The following is a 23798-nucleotide window of genomic DNA, read 5'->3' as shown; positions in this document are numbered from 1 at the left end:
GTGTCCGGGCGCTGCCCGGACACTCATCCCGCGGAAGCATCCGTGAACTGCGGTTTCACCCCCGAGCGGGGGTGAGAATGTGACCGAGAGCACACTTCTGCCGCTGCTTCCGTCCTTCTCCGCGCTCGACCGCGCCGTGGGCGATCGAGCAGTGTCCGGTGTGCCGGGCTTGCCTCTGGGCAATGTCGAGCAACCCCCGCAGCGCACGGCGGTGCACAGCATCCGCCCGGTCGATTCCAACGGTCGCGTGGTCGACAAGGCCGTGTTGACGGCGTTGGATTGGCGGCCCGGGGACCTGCTGTCGTGGCGCATCAGCGGCGGGCTGATCGTGATCACCCGCCCCGGCTACGGTCGCCGCGGTGTGACCAAGTACGGGCACCTGTCGCTGCCGGCGCCGGTCCGTCGCGGGGCGGGCATCCGCATCCACGACCGGGTCCTGCTGGCCGCCGACACCGAGCAGGCTCTGCTGGTGGTGTACCCGGCGCGTGTGCTCGATGAGATACTCGCGCGCCGCTTCGCCGAGGGAGCGGGCGCATGAGCGCGCGCTCCGCGGCCGACATCGCCACGGTCCAGATGATGATGGAACGTCTCGGGCTCACCGTCGCCGACCTGTCAGCGGGGACCGGTTGTTTCCGGGCGGTACCGACATTCGCCGAATACATCGCCACAGTGCTGGCGGCGATGCCGGACGGGCGCACCCGGGCGCACTACCGAACGTATTGGAACAAGATCCTCGCGCAGCCCGGATGGGCGCAGCGGCGCTTGGACGAGCCGACCACCGCGGATCTACAGGGATTGTGCGAGGCGATCCGCGCGCAGCGGGTGCTCCGCCGCAGCGACCGCGGCGGCCGCGATGTGGTGCGTCATGTCATCGACGCCTTGCGGCGGCTGTACACGCATGCCGAGGACAACCGGGTCATCGACCCGCGCGACAACCCCGCCGCCCGGCTGAAGAAACCCACACGCACCCGCTCGAACCGGCGTGCGTTGCACAGCGACCTGCTCGCGCAAATCGTGCATGTCGCGGCGACCACGGGCAACGACCCCGAGCTGGACAGCTTGTTGCTGCGGCTGCACACCGAAACCGGATGCCGCCGCGGCGGCGCGCTGGGGTTGCGGCCGCAGGACCTTGACCCCGTGCAGTCGCTGATCCTGCTGCGGGAGAAGGGCGGCACCCAGCTGTGGCAGCCGGTCTCCCCGACCCTGATGCGCGCGTTGTGCCGCCACGGCGAACAGCGCGGCGCGGCACCGAACGAGCAGTTGCTGCGCGCACGCAACGGCAAGCCCATCACCCGCCGCCGCTACAACGGCCTGTTCGAACGCCTCGGCCGCCACCTGCCGTGGGTCCACGCGCACGGCATCTCCATTCACTGGCTGCGCCACACCACCACGACGTGGGTCGAACGCCACTACGGCCCGGCGGTAGCGAGCGAGTTCGCCCGCCACAGCCACAACGGCAGCGGGACCACCGGCATCTACACCACCGCCACCATCAACGAAGTCGCCGCCGCTGTGGCCCACCTCACCGGCGAACCCCACCCCTTGGCCACCACACCATCGAGCCTGGACAAGGCCGGGATCGGCGCGGCGAACATCCCTGCCCTGGAGGGTGCACGATGACCAACAGCCTTCACACCCCAGTCCCCACATCCGAGGAATCACCAAGGCAGCCGGGCGAATTCATGGTCGAATCCGGACGGTGGTGGTCGCGTCGTAGCGGCCGGATGGTGGCAACGGATCTGGCGCAGCGTGTCGCCCTGGCCGAGAAGCAGTTGCCGTGGCAGGGGCACAGCGCGCTGTATGACGTGCACAGTGAACGGGAGATCGCCGCCGAACGCCGACTGCATGTGTGGATGCGTGCCAAGCAGCGCCGCCAGCGCAAACGCGTATTCCGTGCCGAGCTGGCCGATGCAGCGCGTGACCGCCGCACCTCGGCTGCGATCGAGCGTGAGGACGCCGCCGAGCAACGCTGGCACCGGCGCGCTCGCGCGCAGCGGCGCCGCGAAACCAATCCTGATGCGTTGGAGGGGATGCTGCACCGCCGTGCGACCCGCTCGTCGTGGCGGCTGCGGGCGGTCATGGCCATCGGGTTGCTGTGGTCGGCGGTCAACGTCGGCCGCAACCTGACCCCTGACGGCGCGAGCGGGGAGGTGAGCTGGTGGCTGCTGTGGGCGCTGAGTTTCGGTATCGAGGCGATGATCTCGGTGCCGATCCTTGAGATCATGGCTCAGGCCGCCACCGCCGCGCGGCTGGGCATCACGGTGCAACGCACCAAGATCCTGCTGTTCGAGGCCGTGCTGTTGACGTCCACGGTCGGGCTCAACAGTGGCCCGCACCTGGCCGCCGGTGATCTCGGCCGCGCCGCGGAATATTCTGTCGCCCCGATCATGGTGGTGGTGTTGATGTGGTTGCACGCCTGGCTCACTGCCCGCAACGCCGAAATGATCTCCGCGATCGCCGCCCGCCGCACCGAAACCGCCGCGCACGAATCTCCTGCATCGGACGCCAGCGGCGCAAGCTCTGCGCAGCGCGCGATTGCATCGACGGGTCGGCCGGTGCTGTCGCCGGTGACGCCGCGTCCGGTGTATGACACCTCGGCGACCACCATCGCGGCCGCTGCGTCCACATCGGCGGTTTCCGCACCGTTACCCCGGACCGTGGAAACCGCTGTTGCCACGCGAGACGATCTCGATGCGCAGGCAAAATCTCACCCGCCCGCTGAAGCCACAGCGAGAGCTGATGGCGACACTATGACCACGGTGGTGGTCGACCCGTGCGGTGAGATCGCCGAGCAGCTGGTGCTGCGCAAACTCGTGCAGAAGCCTGCCCCGCAGATCGTGGCCATTCTGCAGTTGGCCGCGCAAGGGTTCAATGCCAACCGGATCGCCACCGAGATGAGCGCAATCACCTCGACGCCGTGGGCGCGCTCCACAGTCGACCGCATCATCGCCCGTGCCGAATCCCTGGGCTTCGACCCCACCACCGCCGACCAGGGGGTGGCCGCCTAGCCCATTGTTTGCTTGCGTGGTGCCTGCGGACACTGCTGGTGTCGCACCCCGCCTGCAGACGCACTAGTTCCGGTCAGAAAGGACGCCACTACAGAGACGTGCCGCTGTGGGCTGGCTTCGCCGCTCGGTCCACAGCCCCCGAAAACGCGTAGTGCCCTCAGTTAGCGGCTGAGGGCACTACCAACAAGACAACCCTGAAGGCTGCTGATGCTAAGCACTGCCAAGGGTAGCTCACACCTGCGTGCGTCATCAACCGCTGCCGACCGCCGCGGCGACCACGCACGTCACGCCAGGGTCGAGCTTCCCTCTCTTCCTCAAACGTGTTCGCACGCAACAGGTCAGGATCATGCGGATGACGCGATGGCGCGTGCGGTGTTCCTGCGGCTGGCGCCGCTGCTGGCCGCGCGTCGCTCGATGCGCCTATGGAACCCGAGCCTGGACGGCTACAACGACTGCGCCCAAACACTGACCCGGAAACTGCCCGACCAGCCCGCAGCGATTCCGATCTATCGCGACGGCCGGACCCGCCTGCTGGCGCTCGATTTCGACAGCACCCGCGACCGCATCGCCGCGGTTGACCGCGACGTCCACCGGTGCCTGGCTTGGATTCGGGAAGCCGGCGGCCGAGCGATCACCGACCGCTCCACCAGCGGCGGCCGTCACATTCTCATCCCGCTGCCGCTCGGGGTCACCCTCGATCTCGCCGAGGCCGAATCCGTCGTCCGCCTGCTGGCCGAGCGGCTGCCCGCCCTGGACATCACACCGATGCTCAACGCGGACAGCGGCTGCATCACCCCTCCCGGATCACGCTGCAAACAAGGCGGATACCGCCGCCTCGACGGCAGCATCGACGACGCCCTCGACACCCTCGCTACCAGATCCGCGCCCGGCTTCCTCCCCCACTTGCAACAACTGGTGGCCGGGACCGCGCACGCCACGACCACCGCGCGCACAGCATGCACGACACCGCGCGCGCCGCGCACAGCCGACGCAATCGCGCGCGGTGTGCAGCTGTGGGAGGGCGACGGCGAGCGAGCGCGGTTGCGCGCGGAATACCACCGCCAGGGTCCGATTTCCGCGACCGTCGAAGCCTTCGCGCGTGACGGCGTCGCGCCCGCTGATGGCCGCTGGATGACGCGCGCGGGCCGGTTGGATCGCTCCGCAGCACGCCAATCCGTGCTCGCCGCCGCCCTTGTGCGCGGTTACTGCTACCTCGATGTGCGCGCGCAACTACCTGCCGCTGGCGGCAGCTGGCGCGGGTTCGCCGACGCCTACCGCCGCTACGGACGTGGCGCGGACGCCGCGATGCGCCGCGACTGGGTCTCGGCTTGTCGGTGGGCCGAGCGCACTGTCCCCGAATTCCTGTCTATAGCGCACAAGACAAAAGACACAGGGGGGTCACCCGGGCCCCGGCCGTCGGCCCACCCGCATCAGCGGTGGCTGGCGGCGGCTACCTTGTGGGCGCACACGCAGTGGCCGCGGTCCCGGCGGCGGTGGGCGGTGCTGGCGGTGTTGCAGGCATTGGCGTGGGCGTCGGCGGTGGGGGGCCAGGTCGCGCGTAGTGTGCCCGTCGTCGAGTTCGGTGGCCGGTCTCTGTCGGTGGCGGCGGGTCATCTACCCGAATCCACCGTCTGGGGCGTCCTGCGGGAACTGCGCGAACTACCCGGCGCACCAATCTTCCGTATCCGCCCAGGCCAAGGACTGCTCGCCGACCGCTACGCCTTGGTCACGCCGCACCACGGCGGCCGCCCCATTCGCCCCAACGACGGCCAAATCGGCCGCACTTGGGTTGAACCCGTCCATCCCGCTTGGTCGGTCCTCGGCCTGCACTGCCGACATGTGTATGAACTCGCCACCCGCGAGGGGCTTACCACTCCAGCCGATGTGTTCGCCGCGGCTTGCATCAGCTCGAGCGCCGGATACAACGCCTTGGCCCTCCTCACCACCGCCGGACTGATCACCCATACCCACGGGCGGCTACAACCTGGAACAACCAGCCTCGATGACATCGCCCACGCGCATGGCCTCCACCACCGGCGCATCGAACGCCTCGCTCGCCATCACCAACACCGCGCAACTTGGAGGCACTGGCTCCACCAGCACACCGGACGCGAACGTGCTCACCCTCAACTCCGCATCGCGGCCGGGCAGCCGCGGGCGACCGGCGCAGCCACTGTGCTTCACCGAGCCGAGATAGGAAGGCACCCCGACCCCTGCACAGACACTGCGGCGTCCAGCGGACCCCGACGCGAGAGCGCCCGCAGGGCAAAATGCCCGCCCACCGTGACCACACCCAGTGCCGTCGCGGTGGCGCCCACCGCTCCGGGCAAATCCGCGCGCGGTGTGCGCGTCGTGCCCGAGACCGGCAGCCATGAACACACCGGATCGCCGTCCGCGCAGTGGGCACGATCCTCGGCCAGCACCCTCGGCAAACCCGCGCACACGACATCCGACGCCATCTGCCCCAGCGTCGCATCCGAGATCTACGTGGAGACATCCAACGTGCCGATCGCTGGTGGGCGCTGGCTGATCGAAGCAGACTCGATCGTCATCTACGAGCGTCCCACCGGGGTGAAGGTGGCATCCACCGTTCCGGCAGCCCTCCTTCGGAACTCACCGTCGTGGACGCGCGTTTCCGACACCGGCTGGTGGCGGGTGATGAGCCGAGGCGAAGTCCCACGGAGCCGAAAAGCCCACAGTGTTTTCGGTGTGTCGGAATGTAACGGTCGGGCCTGCGGCGACGAATACCAATTGGGTGCAGATGTTTTGGTTACCACTCCGGTGGCCGGTACCCCGACGTTGGATACGCGCGCTGCCGCCGAACCAAGCACATGATTCCCCCTGCCCGGCGGCAGCGCCCCCGGGGCAGGTGCTTCACGGCCTGCCCGGTGAGCCGGGGCCGAGCTCGTCAAGCCCAAAAGGAAGCCGACCCGCAACAGCTAGCTGTTGCCCGCATCCGGGGGCTCCCAGGGCCGATAGCGGATCGTCCAGGCGCCCCGCGATCCTGGAGCCGCCGATGATCGTGGGGAGCTGCCGCACCCCGACCCTGAAGACCTCACAGGGCACTGCGGCTTGTGTGTAGCCACCGATCTGAGCGGGTTGCTCGCCGCAGTGGCCGAGCCCGCGGCGCAGCTGGCGTCGGTCGAGGCGAATGCCTCGGATCTGTCGGCATGCCGCGGTCGGAGTTCGACCAGTTCCGCGCGGACGCCCGCAGCCTCGGCGGCCAGCGGTTCCGGCGGTTCGACACCGTCTACACCACGCCTTGGCCGTGGTGCGCCGATAGATGGCCGCCCATCAGCGCACCCGGTCATAGCGTGAGCGGTGCCCGACAGTCCGGCGCGGCGATCCAATCCTGTGAGGTGCGTCCAGGGCTCACACTCGCGCGGCGGGCCCTCTCAGAAGCTGTGCAAGCACCCAGAAGGCTACAGTTTCCGCGTGAAGATCACTGACAAGCCTCCGTGGACATCCAGCAAGCTAAAGAAATTCGGAAATGCGATCCGGGACCAGCGTGAGCAAGTCGATTCTGATGTGTCCTACAATGAAGTAGTTAGGTGGTATGGCGACCTAGCTAGCTCCGTTCGAGAACTCATCAAGCAAATTGATCTCTCCTCTGTCCTCGGTGACCAAATCGCGAAGGTTAATTCACGTCCAAAAACAATCCACACACTACGTCAGAAGCTTATAGCGAGCCCACACTTGCAGCTCCCTAGTATTGTCGACTTGGCCGGGGTTCGTGTCGAGGCGGCGATGGACTTGGATGACCAAGATGATTTGGCGGCTATTATTGCCCGTGAATTGAATCAAGGCTTCGACGCAGTGGTCAGTGACACCCGAACTTCTCCGCGTTCCGGGTATAGGGCGCTACACCTGCGCGCTAGATTTCCTGCTGGCAGGGTCGAGATACAGATCCGCACTGCACTTCAGAGTTCCTGGGCCAACCTCTATGAAACTCTCGCCGACAACCTTGGTAGAGAGATACGATACGGAACGCTTCCGGCCAACTCCGAGGAGCGAAGTGAAGTCGAAGGCGCATTGAGGCTGTCCGCATCGTTCCGGACCATCGAAGAACGCAAGCGAGTGCTCAGAAGGTCTCGCATGGCGCAGGACCGCGCTACCGAACAACTCGAAGTTGCGTTGATGAACGTCTTGGAGCAGCTACCCGAAGGCGATGTCGTTCAGTGGAATACATATACTGCAAAGCTGGAGAAATGCCGAGTTGACCGACAAGCGGAGACTCAAAATCGACAGATTGACGACGCAGCCAATGATAAGAATGACCAGCATTTAATCCAACAGATGAAGTTGATGGAAGAATTTATCGCCAACAGACGGCGAAAGGAAGCATAAACGAAATGTCAGGATTTCTCGTCCTCTACAAGAGGCAGTCGGGTGAGTATCAGATCGTCGAATACGACGGAAGCGAGGGCGACCGGGCGGCCCTGGACCATCGCCTACTCCTCGAGTCGGAAGGCAAATTCGCCGAAGATAAATTCGAGATTGCAGTTCTTTCTGCCGATTCACTGGAGAGCGTCAAGGAAACACATTCCAGATACTTCTACGGAAAAGAAGTTCAATTCATCGAACCACAATAGGCTGATCTCCAGGTACTCACGAGCGGACTCCGGCAGCATCCAACCAAAACCCACTGGTACCAGCGCCTTCGGCCTGGGCCTGGCGCGCCGGGCCTGCCCGGCGACGACCCTGGGCCGGATAGAACCGGCTAGTGCTGATGGTTGCCGCTGAGGTGGACAGCGATGTGGCTCGGTCGATTTCGCGCAGTGACTTGTGGCTGCCTGCCACGCGGTGTGGGTGACCAATGCGTTCTGGATCAGGTCCGCGGCCGTCATCATCGGTCTGGTGCGGCGCGTTCGTTGCGCGCGGCGCAGCGTGGTTGCTCCGGGAGATAGGACCGACCGAGGACTGGACATTGCCGGTCGGCCTGTTCCGATACCCGCTCACCGTCGCGCTACGTGCGCGCCGTTTGCTCACTCCCGGTCGGTCAGATCACCGTAGGTGCGTGGCTGGTTGTCCAGCGCTGTGACTGCCAGCTCATCGGCTGCTCGCATCAGTGTCGAGACTGCCGGATGATCCGAACCCACCGTCACGGCGACTTTTTCGCTGAGGGCCTGGATGTCGTCGCGCAGTTGCCGCGACGCTGTCGTATCCGAACTCATGGGCTGGCTCCTATCCTCGGGGTGCGCACTTGCTGGCTGGCACGTCGATCGATCCGGACCGGTCGCTGAAGGTGAACGGATGTCTTTGGATACTGCCCCAGATCTCCACGACCGCGCGCGACGACCCGGCATAGCAGGGTGCCGACACCGCGATGTCGATCTCGTCGCTGAGGCCAGCGGCGTAGAGATGGTCGGCGGCCGCGGAAAGGATCCGCTCCGGCGCTCGGAACGCCCAGTAGGCGAGCCTCCCGGCACCGGGCGGTAGAGGGTGACGCCGAGCGCAGCGGCTGCGGCGCGTAGTTGTGCAGCGGTGGCTATCAGGGAAGTATGCGTCGACCTACTGACAGAGCCAGGTGGTGACAGAGCCATCTCTCGTGCTGGAAGGGCGCGACCGATCCGGCGGGCACGTCCACACGAATACCCCCTATGCAGATCCCAATAGGTGCGAGTTCGTAACTGTTCCGCGATCCGCCCAGAAGGAGGGCAAGCCATGCCTCTGTGCGCACTTACGCCGGATAGGAAAGCCGTGTACCAGTACAGCGGCGGGGACAACTGGTTCGAGATCGGCGACGCCAAGAGCAAGCTCTACGGCGGCAGCTTTGGCCTGGTAGGAACGGACTCCGCCGGTGACCTCTACCGATACACCGGTACACCCAACGAGTGGGAGCGTATCGGCGGGCCCGCCGCGCAGTTCGTTGTCACCGGGGGTGGTGTCTATGGACTGAATCCGGACCGGACGGCCGTGTACGAATACACCGGATCCGGCACTGCTTGGACCAAAGTTGGCGGCCCAGCACGCCAGCTGTATGGCGGCGGCTGGGGGCTGCTGGGTATCGACCCCGCGGGCGATGTGTACCGATACCGAGGAACACCTGAGGAATGGACGCGCATCGGCGGCCCCGGCGCCCAATTCGTGTACGGCTTCGATATCTACGGCCTCACGCCGCACAAGGATGCCGTGTACCAGAACTACGACACCGACGACTGGTTCAAGATCGGCGCTCTTGCAGACCGGCTTATTAGCAGCGGTTTCAGCAGGAGGCTTCTGGCAACAAATCCCACAGGCGTCTACCGATACGACCGTAGCCCTGGTGAGTGGACACAGCTCGGCGGTCCCGGCGCCCAGTTCGTGGTCGGCGACGACGGGATCTACGGACTGAGGCCGGGCAAGGACGCCGTTGACCGGTGGACCGGGCACGGCACCACCTGGACCCAAATTGGCGGCCCTGCCCATTCGATCACCGTCTACGCCGACTGATCGGTGCGGAGGCGAGGCCCCCAGCGACCGCGTGGATCGCGGCGTGGCGCAGGTGCGCATGTCCGGACGATCATGCGACCCGATACTTGAGCAGTGACCGGACCCGAGGTAGATGACGTCGAGATCCTCGAAAGCCATCCGGACAACCTGCTACTGCGTGTGTGAGCTGCCGCCGTCGAACACGGCTCGGGTAAAAATGTGCACTACGCCCAATCCGCAGTTCGCGCTACAACGACACGCCCTGTACCCAGTGAGCGTCACGTGACAGTTCGTGGCCTGTACCTCGATCGGTACCTCGATTGCGTTCGGTTTCAGTGCGTTTCGGGCCCGAACAGGTCGAGGAGGTCAGCGAGGATCTGGTCGGTGCGTGTCATGACATCGTCCAGCAGGTCGGGGATGTCGTCGAGGAGCTGCTGCCCGCGGGCGCGGGCGGCGATCCCGTGATCGTAGTAGTCGTCGGATAAGACGATCTCGCGATGATCGACCGGCGCCGGGGCGGCCGGTGTCAGTGGTGCGCGCCGGACACGGGGCGGCCGGTGCACCGGGGCGCGGCCGGTGAGGTGGGCGAGAACGAGTGCGCGCGCGGACTCCGCGGACAGTCGGGTCAGCGCGAGTGGGGTGTAGCCGTGCCGGTCGAACGGCAGGAGCAGCGGGTGGTGCCCGTGGTCGGGATGCAGGTCGGCCTCGGGCAGCGTCTCGTGGGTGAGATGGTGTTGCAGTTTCGGTTTTCCCGCAGCGGTTTCGGCGACCACCAGAACGCTGATCCACCGCCGCGTGACCGCGACCGGGCAGCGCGCGGGGTCGCCGGCGGCGGGCAACTCGAGCACCGGGGCGCCGCCGATACGTACCCGTCGTCGGTGACGTCGAGGTCGGCTTGGGTGAGGCGTCCGATCGCGGCGAACGGCAACCCGCCGGCAGCGAGGGTGAGCAGCAGCGCGTCGCGCGCCCGAGCAGCGCGGCCGTCCACCCCCACCTCGGCAGGGCGGGCAGCAGGTCGTCGACGACTGCCCGCAGTTGCGCCGAGCGGGCGGCGCGGGCAGCGTCGAGCGCGGCGCGCACCGCCGCAGCCCGTCCGGGTTCGGGATCGCCGGTGGTGCGGTGGTCATGGTTAATCGCGGCGATGCGGCGGCGTTGGGTCGAGACGGCATCGGAGTGTTCGGCGAGGAACTGGGCGAGGGTAGCTGGGTCGGCGGGCCGAGCGGGGACTTCGACCCCAGCGCACCAGTCGGTGAACAGCGCCAGATCGCGCGCACGCCGGAACGGGCGTTGCTTCGCCGCGCTCATTTACAGCCCGATCCGGGTGACCGAGTTCCCGGCCAGCGGGTCGGCCTCGCGGCGGTAGCCCTCGAGGGTGCGTGTGCTCTTGTGCCTGGTGCCGCGCATGACGGTGCTCGCGTCCAGCCCGCGCCGGAATCCTTCGGTCACGTGCCCGGCGCGAGTGGAGTGCCCGCCGTAGACGCCGATGTCGGCGACCAGCCCGGCCTCGGCGGCGCGGCGGCGCACCATGAGGTTGATCGCGTCCCCCGGACAGGTGCGTCTCGGCGAGTAGCCCGGTGCCGCGCACCCACCGGAACAGCGGCACCTCCCGGTCCTCGACGACCGGCCAGCGTCCGTCGCATACGTGCTCGAGGGCGGGGTCGGGCTCGCGCAGCATCCGGATGATCGCCGGGCGCCCGCCGTCGTCGTGGGCGGCGAGTACCCGCAGCCAGCGCAGGTGCGCGCACGGCGGGCAGGTCAGCGGCGAGCTGCCGGGGCAGCGGCCGGGTCCGTGGCGGCGGCGCACGTCCGACACCCGCAGCTCGGCCAGCTCGCCGCGGCGGAACGCGCCGGCGTAGCCCAGCAACAGCAGCGCGGAGTCCCGCAGCGCGGGCACCCGCGCGTGCAAGGTGCCCGGGCTGGTGTGCAAGTGGGTGATCACAGCGAGCATGTCCTCAAGGACCAGCGGCGCGGCCTGGCGCGGCGGGCGCGCGCCCACCTTTGCGTAGTCGGCTTATCGATCCCGGTGATCGTCTGGCGGACCAGCAGCGGCGACCCGGGGTGCGGGTACCCGGCCTCGGCGTGGCGGCGATTGATCGCGGCCACCCAGCGCAATGTCGCCACAGCGCGTAGGCCCGCTCCCCACGCTCGGTGCGGGTGGCGGCGGTGACGGCCAGATACACCGCCAGGTGCACCGGCTCCACGGGAAGTGCCGCGAAACCTCGTGCGCCGCAGAATTTCGAAGCGATGCCAGTCCGAACGTAGGCGCGCACCGTATTCGGAGCTTGCGCGGCCGCCACTGCGGCGACTACCGCCGCTCACTCACCTGACTGCCGTTGCAGTATAAGAGCGACCACAACGAAGGGGCCCGGCGGCAGTGATGCCTAGGCGTCAAGACATGGTTGACGCATAGGAATCAAGTCGTCCGCCGGGTTGATGGTCATGCATCAATCGGAGCGTCCATTTTGTGGACGCAAATACGTGCGTCGATCGGCGTGGCTACCAGTCCGCAGCGATTGGGCGGCAATACTCAATCGGCGATGCCATACCTTCCCGAGCGGGATTGTCACCAAAGGGTTAGTGGAACTAGAGCAGCTAGGGAGTCGGAACGATGAGCTGGAACTCTGACTGGTGCCCGCTTTCCGGACACGCGGTGTTCGACCGCGGGAACCAACAGTTCGCCGTGGTCTCACGAGCGCTAGGCAACCTGGACTGTTCGTCATCAGCGATGACAACCACATCTGGAGCACCATCTGGACCACCGCCGACAGCGGAGCCTCCGGCTAATTCCCAGCTGATCGGCCACCGACAACGTTCCGCGGGTGGATTGAGGCGGCAGAAGCACGAAGCTGGGCTGAACCGGCGTCGAGTGCGCCGCGCCAGGGACGTGACCATTTCGAGCACCATCGCTCTCAGAGTCGAGCACCGACGGACACATTCGACTCGGTATCGTCTGACATCCGGGGGACCAGAAATTGTGTCCATATCGCTCCTTCGGATGGGTCTAAAGCGCCCTGGAGCAACACCACGGTATGGAGAACCGCTTCCAAACCGGCGCCAGGCCCGGAGTGACTATTTGTGCCATTGTTCCTGAATCCGCGGACGACGGCACCGAGCTGGTGGCATAATTTGCTCACTGCCGTCTGCAACCCGCTGATCCTGCTGAAAGCTGCCCGGCGTTAACGCCAGACAAGCTAGGGGGTGCATCCGACTTCGAGTAGTACCCGCGGTCCGATTCGAGTACTCCACTACTCGCGACGACCCGAGCGTAGAGCGCTAAGATAGAGGTTGTGTAGGTAACTCTCCAACCTATCGAGAACCCGAACACAGATCCATTACCCGACGGCCCGCTGCTCCATCAGAGGGGTCGAGTCCGGCCCTTTTAGCCGGTCGCGTGAAGCACACTAGATTCGCCATTTCGAAGAACCTCGTCCACAGATTGTCGAACTCATAGGGGCGGTGCAGGTGCCACGTGGGAGAATCCATGGATCTTACCGACCTAATCAGCCTTCTTGTATGCGCGGTGCGCGAGATTGACCGAGTAGATAATCTTCAAATCGGGATTCATCTGGACATCCGCCTAGGGACGACTCAGCCGCAGATCCGCGTATTTCCAGACATTCCGGACATGCCCAGTCGGCAGGTCGGCACCGAACTATCGCGCCTCAAAGATGCGATAAGGGCAGCAGATCCTAACAAGCCTGATCGCGATTGGGCGAGCGAGGTCTTGGGAGAGACTGTCGAATCTGTTGAAACGACGGTGGAAGGGCAAGCTAGCAGACTTGGTGCTCACGTCGGTGCTGCGCGTCTGATAATAGAAGTAAATGACAAACCCAACGTATAGAACGGAGACGGACGATGACATACGACGACGATGATGACCGGAGAGGTAATGAGAATGACATCACACTCAATGACTTTATATTCTCCCTTACATCGGCCCTATCCCGCGGTGTCGACGACGGTGGTGGCGGTGGTGGCGGTGGTGGCGGAGGCGGCGGAGGCGGCGGAGGAGGCGGAGGAGGCGGAGGAGGCGGAGGAGCCCTCATGGCCGGATTTTGGATTAAGGCGAATCTGATGTCTCCGACACGCGGTCGAGACGACGAAGGACGCGGTGGTGGTGGTGGAGGCGGCGGTGGAGGCGGAGGAGGCGGAGGAGGCGGAGGAGGCGGCGGAGGCGGCGGGGGTGGCGGTGGCGGCGGCGGCGCGGTCCAGCTGGAACGGTGCGCCGAAATTATCACGCGCGCTGCGTTGAATGCGGTCGAGAGCCGATCAACGCGATCACGGATCGGCAATATCGAGGTTGTGTTCGGCATCCAAAAATCCCCATAGGGTGCCTCCCGGCTCCACGTGGGCCGTTGGCTGACCCAGCGGCCCACGGACCCGGCCCTCCGTTTCTCATGTCATGTACTAGACAAGAAAGGTCGGTGACAATGACGACCGAGCGTGCGGACTCTGGTCCAAAGAATTGTCCGAGTTATACGGCCGCCGTTGGGGCGACACTGATCGGCATTATCGACCGCAGTGGTCGTGTGGGCTATCTGAATCCGGCCCTGCCAGTGGATCAACGGTTCCTAGAGCTTGCATCCTGCGGACGCACCGCAGAAGAGCGATTCCGATTTGCGCACACGTGTGCAAGATCAATCTGCAAGTACTGGTCTCAGTCGAAATGTCAGGTCGTCGAACTGGCTCTATCCGCGCAAGACACAGAAGGCACAAATGCGGACATAGCTAGCCTGCCCCACTGCGCGATTCGTCCCACATGCCAATGGTTCTCGCAGAGGGGCCGCGAGGCTTGTGCAGTTTGCCCATCACTATTCAACTACCACCCCGCCATCCACTAAAGACTCCGGCGCCAACAGGTGAATCGAGAAAGGAAATGAGCGAAGTGTCGCGTACAACTTTTCAGATAGTTGTCGAGGGAATCGAATTGCCGGCGGAAACAGTGGACCGAATCGATAGGGTACTCCAACAAGCTGCGCTAGTCGAGGTTGCAACTATTGATTTGCGTGGAAACGAACTCGCCTTCCGCCCAATAATGCGACAACTTCTTGATGCCGACGGCGACGACGGCGACGGCGGAGGCGGCGGACGCGGCGGCGGCGCGCACGTGATCGTTGCCGAACCGAGATAGTCAAAAGAATGCAAGTTCCAGAAATCGCAGTCATCGAAATCGGCAGGAGGGAACTCACGGATGCCCAATACCGGTAGCGCCATATGGGACGATGACGGTGATCGCAACCAACAGCCTACCCGCGATGGCGGCGGCACCCGAGATACAACTGCTCGTGAGGCGACGGCACGAGCGCTACGCGGGCAGGCGGCCACAGTCCGGGACGCAAAAATAGAAATCGCCCGCCAGATGGCGATCCTTTGGGAAGCCAAACTAGATATGGCGATTGCCACGGGCAGCGACGCATTGATCCGCGAAGCGATCGATGAAGCTAGCTCCTCAGGATTCATGGACAACTGTAACTGCGGCGGCGGTGGCGGCGGCGGCGGAAAGATGGACAGGGAGTGGATATCAACTCACTCAACTGGGAAGAAGCCAAACTAGATATGGCGATTGCCACGGGCAGCGACGCATTGATCCGCGAAGCGATCGATGAAGCTAGCTCCTCAGGATTCATGGACAACTGTAACTGCGGCGGCGGTGGCGCGGCGGAAAGATGGACAGGGAGTGGATATCAACTCACTTAACGAGAAGCCCAAAATTGGATTAATTACCGTTGCAGAAGCTAATGAAATCGCCTGCCGGAGGTTCATATGAATACGGCGATACCCTCTTTCGAATACAAGCCTTCCCGATACAATATCGTGGCTTGGTCCGGATCGGACCCGGGAATGGGCGATATTTTGATCTACAACAGTTTCAGTAGCGGTTTCGTCCGGCTGACGCAACCGGCTGCGGGAATTGTGGAGGATATGCTTTCGCGCAGTTCTGTGCCTCAAGGTACCCCCGGCGCAAGGGAACTCGCGGGTCTTGGAATTCTCATCGATGCGGCGATCGACGAGTTGGCCGCTGTCGAGCAGCTGCAAGAACAATACCAGCTCACCGAGCACTCGCTGAACCTCATACTGATGCCCACAGAAAAATGCATCTTTCGGTGCTTGTACTGCTATGAGGATTTCGCGAAAGGGCGAATGTCCGATGTTGTCATGCGAGGCGTAGTCGGGCTGGTGGCGAAGCGAGCTGCACAGCTTCAACGTCTTCGTATCGACTGGTTCGGCGGCGAGCCGCTGAGCGCACTTCCAGTTGTAGAGCGCATCTCCAAGGAAATAATTGAAGTTTGCTCTGATAACGGCATCAACTATTCCGCTACCATGACCACTAATGGATTTCTTCTAACCAGGGAAACTGCGGACTTATGTTTGGGACTGAACATCAGGCGATACCAGATAACTTTGGACGGAACAGCGGAAACGCACAATAAGTTGAGAGTGCTCCAGAACGGCCGTCCAACATTTGATACTATCGTGGAAAACCTCATGCACTTATCTGAGCGGAAGGATGACTTTTCCGTTCGCATTCGGGTGAACTTCACTCCTGCTCTCGTGGCCCATATTCCTCAGTTTCTCCGCTACATGGGCGAGCGGTTCGGTAACGATAGGCGCTTTACCATATGGTTTCATCCGGTAGGCCGTTGGGGCGGCCCTCATGATGACGAGATCGAAATCTGCGATAAGCGGGCGGCAGAGAACTTCGAATTGGAATTCATGCAGACTGCTGCTGAAAATGGATTTCAAATGGAGGCATGGCGGCAGGCGATGCAGCCTTTTGGTAGCGTTTGTTATGCTGCAGACCCGAAATCATTCGTAATAGGCTCGGACGGGTCGGTATACAAATGTACCGTCGCTTTAAAGGACCCCCGAAACCTTGTCGGAGCACTGTCCGAGCATGGCGACATAGCGCTCAACCAAGAGCGGATGTCGTTGTGGACGAAGACTGGCGCAGAATCCGATCGAACCTGCTATTCCTGCTCATTCCGCCCGGCGTGTCAAGGAAATGCGTGTCCGGCCGAAAGAATGCGACTCAATGGGGATCATGCTTGCCCCCCCATCAAGAAGAATATACACCGGGTACTGCCATTGCTCGCGGGTATGGAGACCAGCCGTAGAACAAATGGAGAATAAACCATGAGTAGTGCCTTTGCGCTCCACATCGGATTGGACCTTCTGGATCCGTCGGCGTATGCGGGCTGGAATGGAAGGTTGTACGCTGCTGAAAACGACGCCAACACAATGGCTGACCTGACTGCTGATCTCGGTTATCGGAGTCGCACCCTGCTCTCGGCGGAGGCAACCACCTCCGCGATATTCGACGCGATCGCAGGGGCTGCACAGACCTTGGAACCCGGCGACATCTTCGTGCTGACATACGCGGGCCACGGTGGTCAATTTGAGGACATAACCGGAGACGAGGCCGACCAACTGGATGAGACTTGGCTGCTCTACGATCGAGAAATTCTCGATGACGAGCTAAATATGGCGTTCTCGGATTTCCGAAACGGGGTGCGGGTCCTTTTAATCTCGGACAGCTGCCACAGCGGTACAGTTGCGCGTGAATACTATAAGTCGGTTCTCACCGAGTCCGGCTTTGCTGCCGACGCGTACACGAAGGTCGCTGCGCGCCTAGGTTCGAGGGATCGAGCTACTTATCGTCAACAACGGAAGCTGAAGGCACGCCAAGCTCCCCCAGCTTTGCAAGCTGACGTGCTCAAGGAGCATCGCGACCTCTACCATCGTATTCGGTCCTCAACGCCCAGAAGCAACGAAATTGCGGTCAATGCGAGCATCATCTTGATGGCCGCCTGTCAAGACAATCAGGTTTCGCTGGAAAACGATGGGCACGGCGTGTTCACTGCAGCTTTACTGGATCGCTGGCGCCGTGGCGAGTTCCGAGGATCATATCGATCCTTCTGTGATGAAATTATTCAGGAGCTGCCGGCGACCCAATCACCGAATTTCTTCGAATCCGGTCGAGCATGGCCGGAGTATGTTAATCAGCAGCCGTTCACAATCGAAGCCCCCGCCGGCGCGATCGGTCCGACACAGGGGTCTGGCGGCGACCTGCAGTTGAAACCTGCAGCATACCGAGTGGAAATCTCACGTCTCGATGCGCCGACGAAGTACTGACGGCACGGAGTGTCGGTGTCCTGCCCGGCCCGCTCTCGCACGACCTCGGCCAAAACGACGACCCGATGACACTGCTGATCAGCACACCCCGCGAGCAAGTCGCCGCGCACCTCAACCACGACCCGGCCGACTACCCGCCCGGACGCTTCCACGCCATCACCGTCTCCTCCAGCGGACGCCTGATGATCCGCGACTGGGTCGACGAGGACCTCACCACCATCCGCGACCGCATCCACACCTGGATCCGCCGAACATCCAGCTCGTGGGCCGACGACGTGGCCTTCACACCCTGCCCGGCCAGATCGGCGTCCACGGCGACTGGGACCACCAGCGCCGCAAGTATCAGCCTCTCCGCGGCGGCGTTCAACCCGCCGTCCAGCACCGGCTGCTGGGCGCGATCCTGCACGGCACCGCACTACCGGTACCCCTGGGCCATCATCTGCTCACCGCAATCCGCCGCGACGCCCACATCACCGGAGCGCGCGTCGGACTCCTGGAATCAGGCGCACAGCACCGAGCGCAGGCCAACCAGCCCCGACTGCGAGCACAGTCAGACCGCTGACACTGGGTTGGTCGGGATGCCCAGCGTTGAGCGGCACCCGTCGAATGACAGCTGCCACCGCGGTCATGATCGCCCGCGGCGAAGAACAGCGTCACGGTCGGGTGGCCCCGGAGATCGGCCTGACCGAGGACTGGACATTGCCGGTCGGCCTGTTCTAACCGTCGCGGGGTGGTGGCCTGCCGCCGGTCGAACCCGGCTCAATCACGCATGATCTGCTGCAATTCTCAGCTGCTACGTTCGGCGCGGTGGCGCCCGCGGCGACAGTGTTCGGTAAGGCATTCCTCGAAGCACTCGCTCAGCGCGCCGCCGACGGCGCGGCAGCACTTCCGGCCCAGCTGCGCCAACGCTGGTTTCGGCGGGCACGACGATCCCACGGCGACCTGGAGGTGGTCACCGTGCTCGACCTCGAGAACGTGGACACGGCCGCGATCCTGGTCACCGCCGACCTTCCCGACGAGGCGCGCCTGGCGCTGCTGGACCTCGACCCCACCGAGCCAGGGCTGCACGGAAAGGTCTTGGGCTGGGACACCGAACGCCGGCAGTGGGTGACCGTGGAAGCACCTGTCACCCAGGTGAGTCCCCACCAGGGGGACAGGGTCTGATCGAGCGCGGCAGCCGCACGACACGAATCCCGTGCGGTGTGAGGCGGGCTGGCTCTGCAACGCCTGAGATCGTGGTGATAGGGGGTCGGCCCAGACCCGAATCCGGCTCACCAACCGGACCGGCACGATGCTTTTGCACCTCGGGCGTATCAGCCTCTTCACCTGCACCGATAAGCCAGTATGGTGCAGTTCCGCAAGTCCAAGAAGTTCGGCCCGGTGCGGATCACCGCGTCGAAGAAGGGCCTCGGTGTCAGCGCCGGCGCCGGTCCGGTACGGGTAGGTCTCGGGGCGGACGGCAAAGTTCGGCGCACGCTTCGTCTGCCCGGCACGGGCATCTACGACACCAAGGTCGTCGCAGCAGCCGACAAAACCGCACGCCCGCAGAGCCCGGTGACATCGAAGCCGGAGGTTCGGCTGGAACAGCCACCGATCGCGCCTCGCCGACTCCAGCCGGTGGCGCTGACGCAGCCGATCAGCGCCAAGGGCCACAACGGCACGGTGACCTTCGATGGATGGTGGATCGACATCGAACGCAGCGGCGCGCTCGCGCGGCTGGCGGCCACAGTCAACGCCTACGAGTCGAAACGGATCCCGCTCGATCGGGTCGAGCACGTCGAATGGAAGCAGCCCTCCACGTTGGTCAACGGGTATCTGCGGTTCGTCGTCACCAGCGAAGAGCAACCGGCCCGCGGTGTCACCGCCGCCGCGGCGGATGCCAACACCGTCGTGGTGACCAAACAGCAGGCCGCGCGCTTCGCGCCGCTGCGCGCTGCGCTGGCTCAAGCGCTCGCCGGTGAGCCGAACGCCTGCCCGCCTGCCGAAGCCACTGCGGCACGCAAGACGCTCAACGTCGATCCCGCGGTCAGCGCGGCGGCTTCGCCACCACCGGCCCCGCCCGCGAACTGGTATCCCGACCCCGCCGAGCCAGCCATGCTGCGCTGGTGGAACGGGTCGAGCTGGACCGAGCACACCGCACCGCCCCACTGACCGCGGCGTGCGACCACTCCCCCATTTCGAAATCAGGCAACAATGACCATCCCACGGCGACCCGTCCTGACCATCGCCGCTCTCGCAGCAATCACGCTCCCGACCGTGGCTTGCGGCACCGACATCGACCCGCCTCCCTCCCCACCCCTCTCCGCGACCACGACCACCGCGGCGATCCCGGAGGCATCGACACTCCCACGGCGCAGCGCACCGGCACCATCGCAGCCGCCGTCGACGTCCTCGGTCTACTACCCCGACTGCGCCGCGGCTCGTGCGGTTGGCGCCGTGCCGACAACAACGTGCCCTCGGCGCGGGTCGCGAACACCACCGATCTCACTGAGCGGCCGCCGTCAGCGAAGACCAGCGAAACGGTGGCGAGGCAGGCCCGCACGGCGGCCAACAGTCGGTGGGCGGCGTCGCGGTCCTGGATCGACGCGGCAATCACCACGACCGCCAGCAGCAGCCCGCAGGTGTCGGTGGCGATGTGGCGTTTGCGGCCCTTGATCTTCTTGCCTGCGTCATAGCCCGCCGAACCAGCGGGCACGGTGTCAGCGCCGCGCATCTTCACGCAGGCATTGAAGCACATCCTGCGCGAAGGACAGCGGCGTCGGGCTCGGTGCCTGCCGGGTTCCGGTGCGCGCACGGTGCGCGACATCGCGCGCGGGCGTAGTGCACCGAGTAATGCGCGCCGTTCGACAAGCCACAGCTCGAGCAGCCGTCGGGTACTGGCCCCTAAGACGACGGTGCGAGAGTTCCCCGAAGGGCCACGTACCTTGAGATGCCCGGTGTCCGCGCGCAGTGTCAACCATTCCACGTTCAGCAAGCGAATTTCGGACATCGACAGGCCGTTGTTGAGTAGAAGTCCGATGATGGCGTGATCGCGGTGGCTGTGTGCGGCAGCAGCACGCAGGAGAGTGCTCAGCTGTGCCGCGGTGAGCGTATGTGGTGTGCGCGGTGGGTGTTTGATCCGTGCGAGCGTGGTCGGTCCCACGCCGCGCCACCGGTAGAACGTGTTGATCGCTGCATGGGCCAGGTTGACCGTCGACGGCTTCACCCGCCGCTCGCCTATCAGATGATCCTGATACGCCAGCACCACTCGATCCCGAACGGTCGGATCACACAATGCCTCCTGGCGCTCGCTGCGAGTCTCCAGCCACGTCAGCAGATCCGCGACACGCTCGCGGTAGGTCTCCCGGGAGCGCTGTGACAGGTCGTCTCGACCTGCCAGATATGCGTCGAAGCGTGCCAGCTCTTCACGCGCCCACAGCGACCGCGGCACTGACACTCGGGTCGAGGCTTCCTGCGCCACCGTGGTGACAGCGCTGCTCATGCTCACCTCCCGATACAAATCTGTTCTGTCGAGGATCGCACCAGCCTCCGACAATTCGCCACTTAATACCATTAGTGCCCAACCGCGTGCGGGCAACGGGCACTAACCGAGGATAGAATTTCGGAATTCCAAATGATAACCGAATGAAGCGCTCCGGCTGAATGACTGCGCCCGCCGCGACCGCAGGACGGCCGTCGCCGCGCCGAACTACCCGGAATCCAATATTTTTACTCCACTGCAACTGTGTACGCTCGAAGCGTTTCGTCTATGACTGCTGTTACCGACCGTATTGGATGAAGAAATGGAGTGCTACACCCGGTGCGATGACATGCTGTGGCCGAAAAATGACGTGACGCCGCAGATGGGGACGCGCTGAAGGTTCTCCCGCGGTCGCCATCCTGCGGCTATCCCGGCTCGCATCTTGGGCGTAATGATGCACCCAGTGTGGGTGTCTGCGCACTTACGCACATACAAAATGGGGCGGCTGCTGCTATTGACGACAGCTGCACACCTATTAATCCTGGTTACAGAGGAAAGTTACATTTCAGCGACTTGGTGACGCACCGCTTGTCCGTGCGAATTTCTGGTCCCGCTGCTGCAAGGAAATCGAGGTGTGCGATGGCACCACCACAGGGATTCGACTGGCACTGGGCAGCCACCAGCGGCGGAAACTTGACCCGGCGGCAAATGAATCAATTGCTCGGGCTGCTGCTGTTCGCGATGCCGACAGTGCTGGGCGGGCGCGTCGCGGCGTTCTTCGGCACCGGAGCAGCAAAAGCCCGGCTCGATGAGGCGGCGCTGCGGCCGCCTGATACGGCGATGGCGTTAGCCGCCCAACGAGAAGCCCACGGTGTGCTGAGCCCGACCATGATCGAACACTCCTACCGCGTGTGGGCTTTCGGCAAGGCCCTAGCCCACGCACACGGTGCACAACTGGATGACGAACTGTTCTTCACCGCGGCGATGCTGCACGACATCGAACTGGAACACCCACAACCCAACCGCTGCTTCGCAGTCCGCGGCGCCGAGCACGCCACCCGCATCCTCAGCGCACTCGGCGAGCCCGCCGATCGCGTCGCCCTCATCCGCGACGGCATCGCCTCACACATGACCCTCGGCGTCGACTCCGACCTTTCCGACCTCGCCGGCGCGCTGTCTGCTGGCGCGGGAGTGGATCTGTTCGGCAACCGCCTACACGAACTCGACCCGCAGTGGGTCACCGAAGTCATCGCTCACCACCCGCGCCTGGACTTCAAGCGTCTTGTCATTGACGTGGTCGCCCGCGAGGCAGCCGCTGTCCCCGACGGCCGCACCGCTCTACTGCATCGGTTCGGAATGTTCGACCTCATGGTCCAATCGGCACCATTCAGCGAATAGACCACCTCGAACCCCGAGCATCTGCGCCAGAACCACGCCTTCGCCGTTACACCTGATACCCTCGCTACTCCGGGCACCGGCAGCGGTGGGTGTCGCGCCGAGTGTGGCCACCGTTGTTGCCATTGCGTCCAGCCCGACCAATGCAGGAACCACCTGATTCGGGACGTCGGCCTCAGTGGCGCGGGCGGCCTCAGCGACCGGCTCCGGTGCGCGACCGGACCGCGCCACTGTGTGGTCGCCGTGCTCAGTGCCGCCTCTTCCAACGAAAGCCGAACTGCCATCTGGTATCGCCTCCCCGTGCGGCTCCCAGCTGTGGTGGCGGCTGGCGGGCGAGTGATCAGCTCTGTGCCGTTCCCAGGTGTCGTTGGCGGTAGTTCCCAGCTGTTCTTGGCGGTTGCGTACATTGTCGGTTGTCGCTTGCCGCCTCATTGTGGGACCAACCGGTGGTGTTGATGGTGTGGAGGCCATGAGCTATTGCGAGACTTGAGTCATGTCCGCAGTCGTGCTGCCATCCCCCATCGACAAGGCTGTCGCCGCCGTCAACTCCGGAGACGCTGACGCATTTCTTGCCCAGTTCGTCGCCGACGGTGTGGTCGACGACTTGGGCTCTCGCTGCACGCTCCGCAATTGGCTTGAGTGCGAGGTAATAGGGGTTGAGCAAACTTGGACCCCGACCCGCGTCGATGGCGAGGGCGAGCGCATCAGCATCGTGGCCAACGTCGGTGGGTGCGGGTTCAACGGTCCTACCCGCTTCAATTTCGCATTGGCCGACGGCAAGATCAAGGAACTCGAGATCACAGCCACACAGACGTTGGCCGAGGCGGGGCCTCACGAACTATTACGGGTTGAATTGTCGCACGTTGAACTCGAAGACGCCCTCGCTGCGTATTGCGCAGGCACCTGGAATCACGGGTACATGAACGTCGGCAGGGGTTCGGCCACGATCTATCCGATAGCAGGTACAAGCAGGTATCAGACTGTTCTTGCCCGGGTCGCGCGCACACCCCGACCGTGGCGTCATCCTTTCGACAAGCACATACCAGCGGTTGTGCGGTCTGACCGGGACGACGCCGTCCAAGTTCTGATTGACGGAATGATGGTCAGCTACCTGCACGCTGATGCAGTTCGGCAGGTCCGGCCGCTCGTCGATCGCCTGGCGACCACCGGTCAGTCCCTCGTCGCCTCCGCGCTTCTCGTAGGTGGACCCGACAGTACCCTCCTGGGTGGTAGCGCTGGCAAGTCATACGGCGTACGTGTTCAAATCCGGCCTGGCGCAGCACGTCGGTGGGCAAAAGGAACCAAGCCGTACGACGTCCCGTAGCGGCAAGCAAGGCACTGACATGCCGCATATCAGTCGTTCGGAAACGCGGCGTCGGCCAATCGACAAC

The 23798-nt window shown here is 64.1% G+C and carries 24 protein-coding genes; 19 read left to right on the top strand and 5 right to left on the bottom strand.

The annotated features are described in order from the left end of the window. Positions 1–79 precede the first annotated feature (79 nt). From IU459_RS23275 to IU459_RS23250, 6 genes are all read left to right on the top strand, one after another. Positions 80–538 carry a hypothetical protein gene (locus IU459_RS23275; protein ID WP_195131691.1) on the top strand — a complete coding sequence of 153 codons (459 nt, stop codon included), beginning with the start codon at positions 80–82 and terminating at the stop codon, positions 536–538. Continuing rightward, positions 535–1620, top strand: a complete 1086-nt coding sequence (locus IU459_RS23270; RefSeq protein WP_195131690.1) for a tyrosine-type recombinase/integrase — start codon at positions 535–537, stop codon at positions 1618–1620. Before IU459_RS23275 ends, IU459_RS23270 begins: the two co-directional genes overlap by 4 nt. Beyond that, positions 1617–3008 carry a hypothetical protein gene (locus IU459_RS23265; protein WP_195131689.1) on the top strand — a complete coding sequence of 464 codons (1392 nt, stop codon included), beginning with the start codon at positions 1617–1619 and terminating at the stop codon, positions 3006–3008. The genes IU459_RS23270 and IU459_RS23265 overlap by 4 nt, the downstream gene beginning before the upstream one ends. A 360-nt stretch (positions 3009–3368) precedes the next feature. Next, complete coding sequence (locus IU459_RS23260) at positions 3369–5843, top strand: hypothetical protein (protein WP_195131688.1); 2475 nt, start codon at positions 3369–3371, stop codon at positions 5841–5843. A gap of 600 nt (positions 5844–6443) precedes the next feature. After that, a complete protein-coding gene (locus IU459_RS23255; protein ID WP_195131687.1) occupies positions 6444–7355 on the top strand; it encodes a hypothetical protein in 912 nt (303 codons plus the stop codon). A 5-nt stretch (positions 7356–7360) separates the two neighbouring features. Further along, the gene (locus IU459_RS23250) at positions 7361–7600 is read left to right on the top strand and encodes a hypothetical protein (RefSeq protein ID WP_195131686.1); all 240 of its coding nucleotides are present in this window, start codon (positions 7361–7363) and stop codon (positions 7598–7600) included. 393 nt (positions 7601–7993) lie between these two features. Here IU459_RS23250 and IU459_RS23245 read toward each other — a convergent pair whose 3' ends face one another. Next, on the bottom strand, positions 7994–8182 hold the full coding sequence (locus tag IU459_RS23245) for a hypothetical protein (RefSeq protein WP_195131685.1): 189 nt from the start codon (positions 8180–8182) through the stop codon (positions 7994–7996). 526 nt (positions 8183–8708) lie between these two features. On the opposite strand from IU459_RS23245, the gene IU459_RS23240 reads away from it, so the two are divergent. Beyond that, the gene (locus IU459_RS23240; RefSeq protein ID WP_195131684.1) at positions 8709–9440 is read left to right on the top strand and encodes a tectonin domain-containing protein; all 732 of its coding nucleotides are present in this window, start codon (positions 8709–8711) and stop codon (positions 9438–9440) included. Positions 9441–9751: 311 nt separating this feature from the next. Here IU459_RS23240 and IU459_RS23235 read toward each other — a convergent pair whose 3' ends face one another. Then, positions 9752–10267 (bottom strand): hypothetical protein, encoded by a 516-nt coding sequence (locus IU459_RS23235; protein WP_195131683.1) that lies wholly within the window; start codon positions 10265–10267, stop codon positions 9752–9754. A 457-nt stretch (positions 10268–10724) separates the two neighbouring features. Then, a complete protein-coding gene (locus tag IU459_RS23230; RefSeq protein ID WP_195131682.1) occupies positions 10725–10946 on the bottom strand; it encodes a hypothetical protein in 222 nt (73 codons plus the stop codon). 115 nt (positions 10947–11061) lie between these two features. Between IU459_RS23230 and IU459_RS23225 the strand changes: the two genes are divergently transcribed. From IU459_RS23225 to IU459_RS23195, 8 genes are all read left to right on the top strand, one after another. Further along, the gene (locus IU459_RS23225; RefSeq protein ID WP_195131681.1) at positions 11062–11586 is read left to right on the top strand and encodes a hypothetical protein; all 525 of its coding nucleotides are present in this window, start codon (positions 11062–11064) and stop codon (positions 11584–11586) included. Between the two features lie 1314 nt (positions 11587–12900). Beyond that, entirely contained in the window at positions 12901–13260 is a 360-nt protein-coding gene (locus IU459_RS23220) for a hypothetical protein (RefSeq protein WP_195131680.1), read from the top strand. Positions 13261–13368: 108 nt separating this feature from the next. Next, positions 13369–13494 (top strand): hypothetical protein, encoded by a 126-nt coding sequence (locus IU459_RS39360; protein WP_267469863.1) that lies wholly within the window; start codon positions 13369–13371, stop codon positions 13492–13494. 36 nt (positions 13495–13530) lie between these two features. Continuing rightward, positions 13531–13671, top strand: coding sequence for a hypothetical protein (locus IU459_RS23215; RefSeq protein ID WP_195131679.1), 141 nt, complete (start codon positions 13531–13533; stop codon positions 13669–13671). 624 nt (positions 13672–14295) lie between these two features. Beyond that, positions 14296–14550 carry a hypothetical protein gene (locus IU459_RS23210; RefSeq protein ID WP_195131678.1) on the top strand — a complete coding sequence of 85 codons (255 nt, stop codon included), beginning with the start codon at positions 14296–14298 and terminating at the stop codon, positions 14548–14550. A 60-nt stretch (positions 14551–14610) separates the two neighbouring features. After that, a complete protein-coding gene (locus IU459_RS23205; protein ID WP_195131677.1) occupies positions 14611–14973 on the top strand; it encodes a hypothetical protein in 363 nt (120 codons plus the stop codon). A gap of 209 nt (positions 14974–15182) precedes the next feature. Continuing rightward, entirely contained in the window at positions 15183–16550 is a 1368-nt protein-coding gene (locus IU459_RS23200; protein WP_195131676.1) for a radical SAM/SPASM domain-containing protein, read from the top strand. 3 nt (positions 16551–16553) lie between these two features. Then, the gene (locus IU459_RS23195) at positions 16554–17552 is read left to right on the top strand and encodes a caspase family protein (RefSeq protein WP_195131675.1); all 999 of its coding nucleotides are present in this window, start codon (positions 16554–16556) and stop codon (positions 17550–17552) included. 130 nt (positions 17553–17682) lie between these two features. On the opposite strand, the gene IU459_RS23190 is transcribed toward IU459_RS23195, so the two are convergent. Next, the gene (locus IU459_RS23190) at positions 17683–17958 is read right to left on the bottom strand and encodes a hypothetical protein (RefSeq protein ID WP_195131674.1); all 276 of its coding nucleotides are present in this window, start codon (positions 17956–17958) and stop codon (positions 17683–17685) included. Positions 17959–18359: 401 nt separating this feature from the next. On the opposite strand from IU459_RS23190, the gene IU459_RS23185 reads away from it, so the two are divergent. Then, on the top strand, positions 18360–18716 hold the full coding sequence (locus IU459_RS23185; RefSeq protein ID WP_195131673.1) for a hypothetical protein: 357 nt from the start codon (positions 18360–18362) through the stop codon (positions 18714–18716). Between the two features lie 180 nt (positions 18717–18896). Next, the gene (locus IU459_RS38665; RefSeq protein WP_228838378.1) at positions 18897–19703 is read left to right on the top strand and encodes a DUF4236 domain-containing protein; all 807 of its coding nucleotides are present in this window, start codon (positions 18897–18899) and stop codon (positions 19701–19703) included. 91 nt (positions 19704–19794) lie between these two features. Here IU459_RS38665 and IU459_RS40525 read toward each other — a convergent pair whose 3' ends face one another. Beyond that, a complete protein-coding gene (locus IU459_RS40525) occupies positions 19795–21129 on the bottom strand; it encodes a transposase (protein WP_195131672.1) in 1335 nt (444 codons plus the stop codon). Between the two features lie 522 nt (positions 21130–21651). On the opposite strand from IU459_RS40525, the gene IU459_RS23165 reads away from it, so the two are divergent. Together IU459_RS23165 and IU459_RS23160 are read left to right on the top strand one after the other, a co-directional pair. Further along, a complete protein-coding gene (locus IU459_RS23165; protein WP_195131671.1) occupies positions 21652–22410 on the top strand; it encodes an HD domain-containing protein in 759 nt (252 codons plus the stop codon). Positions 22411–22900: 490 nt separating this feature from the next. Beyond that, a complete protein-coding gene (locus IU459_RS23160; protein ID WP_195131670.1) occupies positions 22901–23731 on the top strand; it encodes a nuclear transport factor 2 family protein in 831 nt (276 codons plus the stop codon). The last annotated feature ends 67 nt before the right edge of the window (positions 23732–23798 follow it).

The organism is Nocardia amamiensis, from assembly GCF_015477605.1.
Classification (GTDB): Bacteria; Actinomycetota; Actinomycetes; order Mycobacteriales; family Mycobacteriaceae; genus Nocardia; species Nocardia amamiensis_A.
This window is presented reverse-complemented; position numbering and strand designations above follow the sequence as displayed.

Coding starts and splice junctions, on each gene's coding strand:
- IU459_RS23230 (WP_195131682.1), bottom strand. CDS start 10,946: ATGGTGCGCCGCCGCGCCGCCGAGGCCGGGCTGGTCGCCGACATCGGC.
- IU459_RS23270 (WP_195131690.1), top strand. CDS start 535: ATGAGCGCGCGCTCCGCGGCCGACATCGCCACGGTCCAGATGATGATG.
- IU459_RS23195 (WP_195131675.1), top strand. CDS start 16,554: ATGAGTAGTGCCTTTGCGCTCCACATCGGATTGGACCTTCTGGATCCG.
- IU459_RS23210 (WP_195131678.1), top strand. CDS start 14,296: ATGAGCGAAGTGTCGCGTACAACTTTTCAGATAGTTGTCGAGGGAATC.
- IU459_RS23245 (WP_195131685.1), bottom strand. CDS start 8,182: ATGAGTTCGGATACGACAGCGTCGCGGCAACTGCGCGACGACATCCAG.
- IU459_RS23205 (WP_195131677.1), top strand. CDS start 14,611: ATGCCCAATACCGGTAGCGCCATATGGGACGATGACGGTGATCGCAAC.
- IU459_RS23250 (WP_195131686.1), top strand. CDS start 7,361: ATGTCAGGATTTCTCGTCCTCTACAAGAGGCAGTCGGGTGAGTATCAG.
- IU459_RS23260 (WP_195131688.1), top strand. CDS start 3,369: ATGGCGCGTGCGGTGTTCCTGCGGCTGGCGCCGCTGCTGGCCGCGCGT.
- IU459_RS23200 (WP_195131676.1), top strand. CDS start 15,183: ATGAATACGGCGATACCCTCTTTCGAATACAAGCCTTCCCGATACAAT.
- IU459_RS23265 (WP_195131689.1), top strand. CDS start 1,617: ATGACCAACAGCCTTCACACCCCAGTCCCCACATCCGAGGAATCACCA.
- IU459_RS23220 (WP_195131680.1), top strand. CDS start 12,901: ATGGATCTTACCGACCTAATCAGCCTTCTTGTATGCGCGGTGCGCGAG.
- IU459_RS23160 (WP_195131670.1), top strand. CDS start 22,901: ATGTCCGCAGTCGTGCTGCCATCCCCCATCGACAAGGCTGTCGCCGCC.
- IU459_RS38665 (WP_228838378.1), top strand. CDS start 18,897: ATGGTGCAGTTCCGCAAGTCCAAGAAGTTCGGCCCGGTGCGGATCACC.
- IU459_RS23165 (WP_195131671.1), top strand. CDS start 21,652: ATGGCACCACCACAGGGATTCGACTGGCACTGGGCAGCCACCAGCGGC.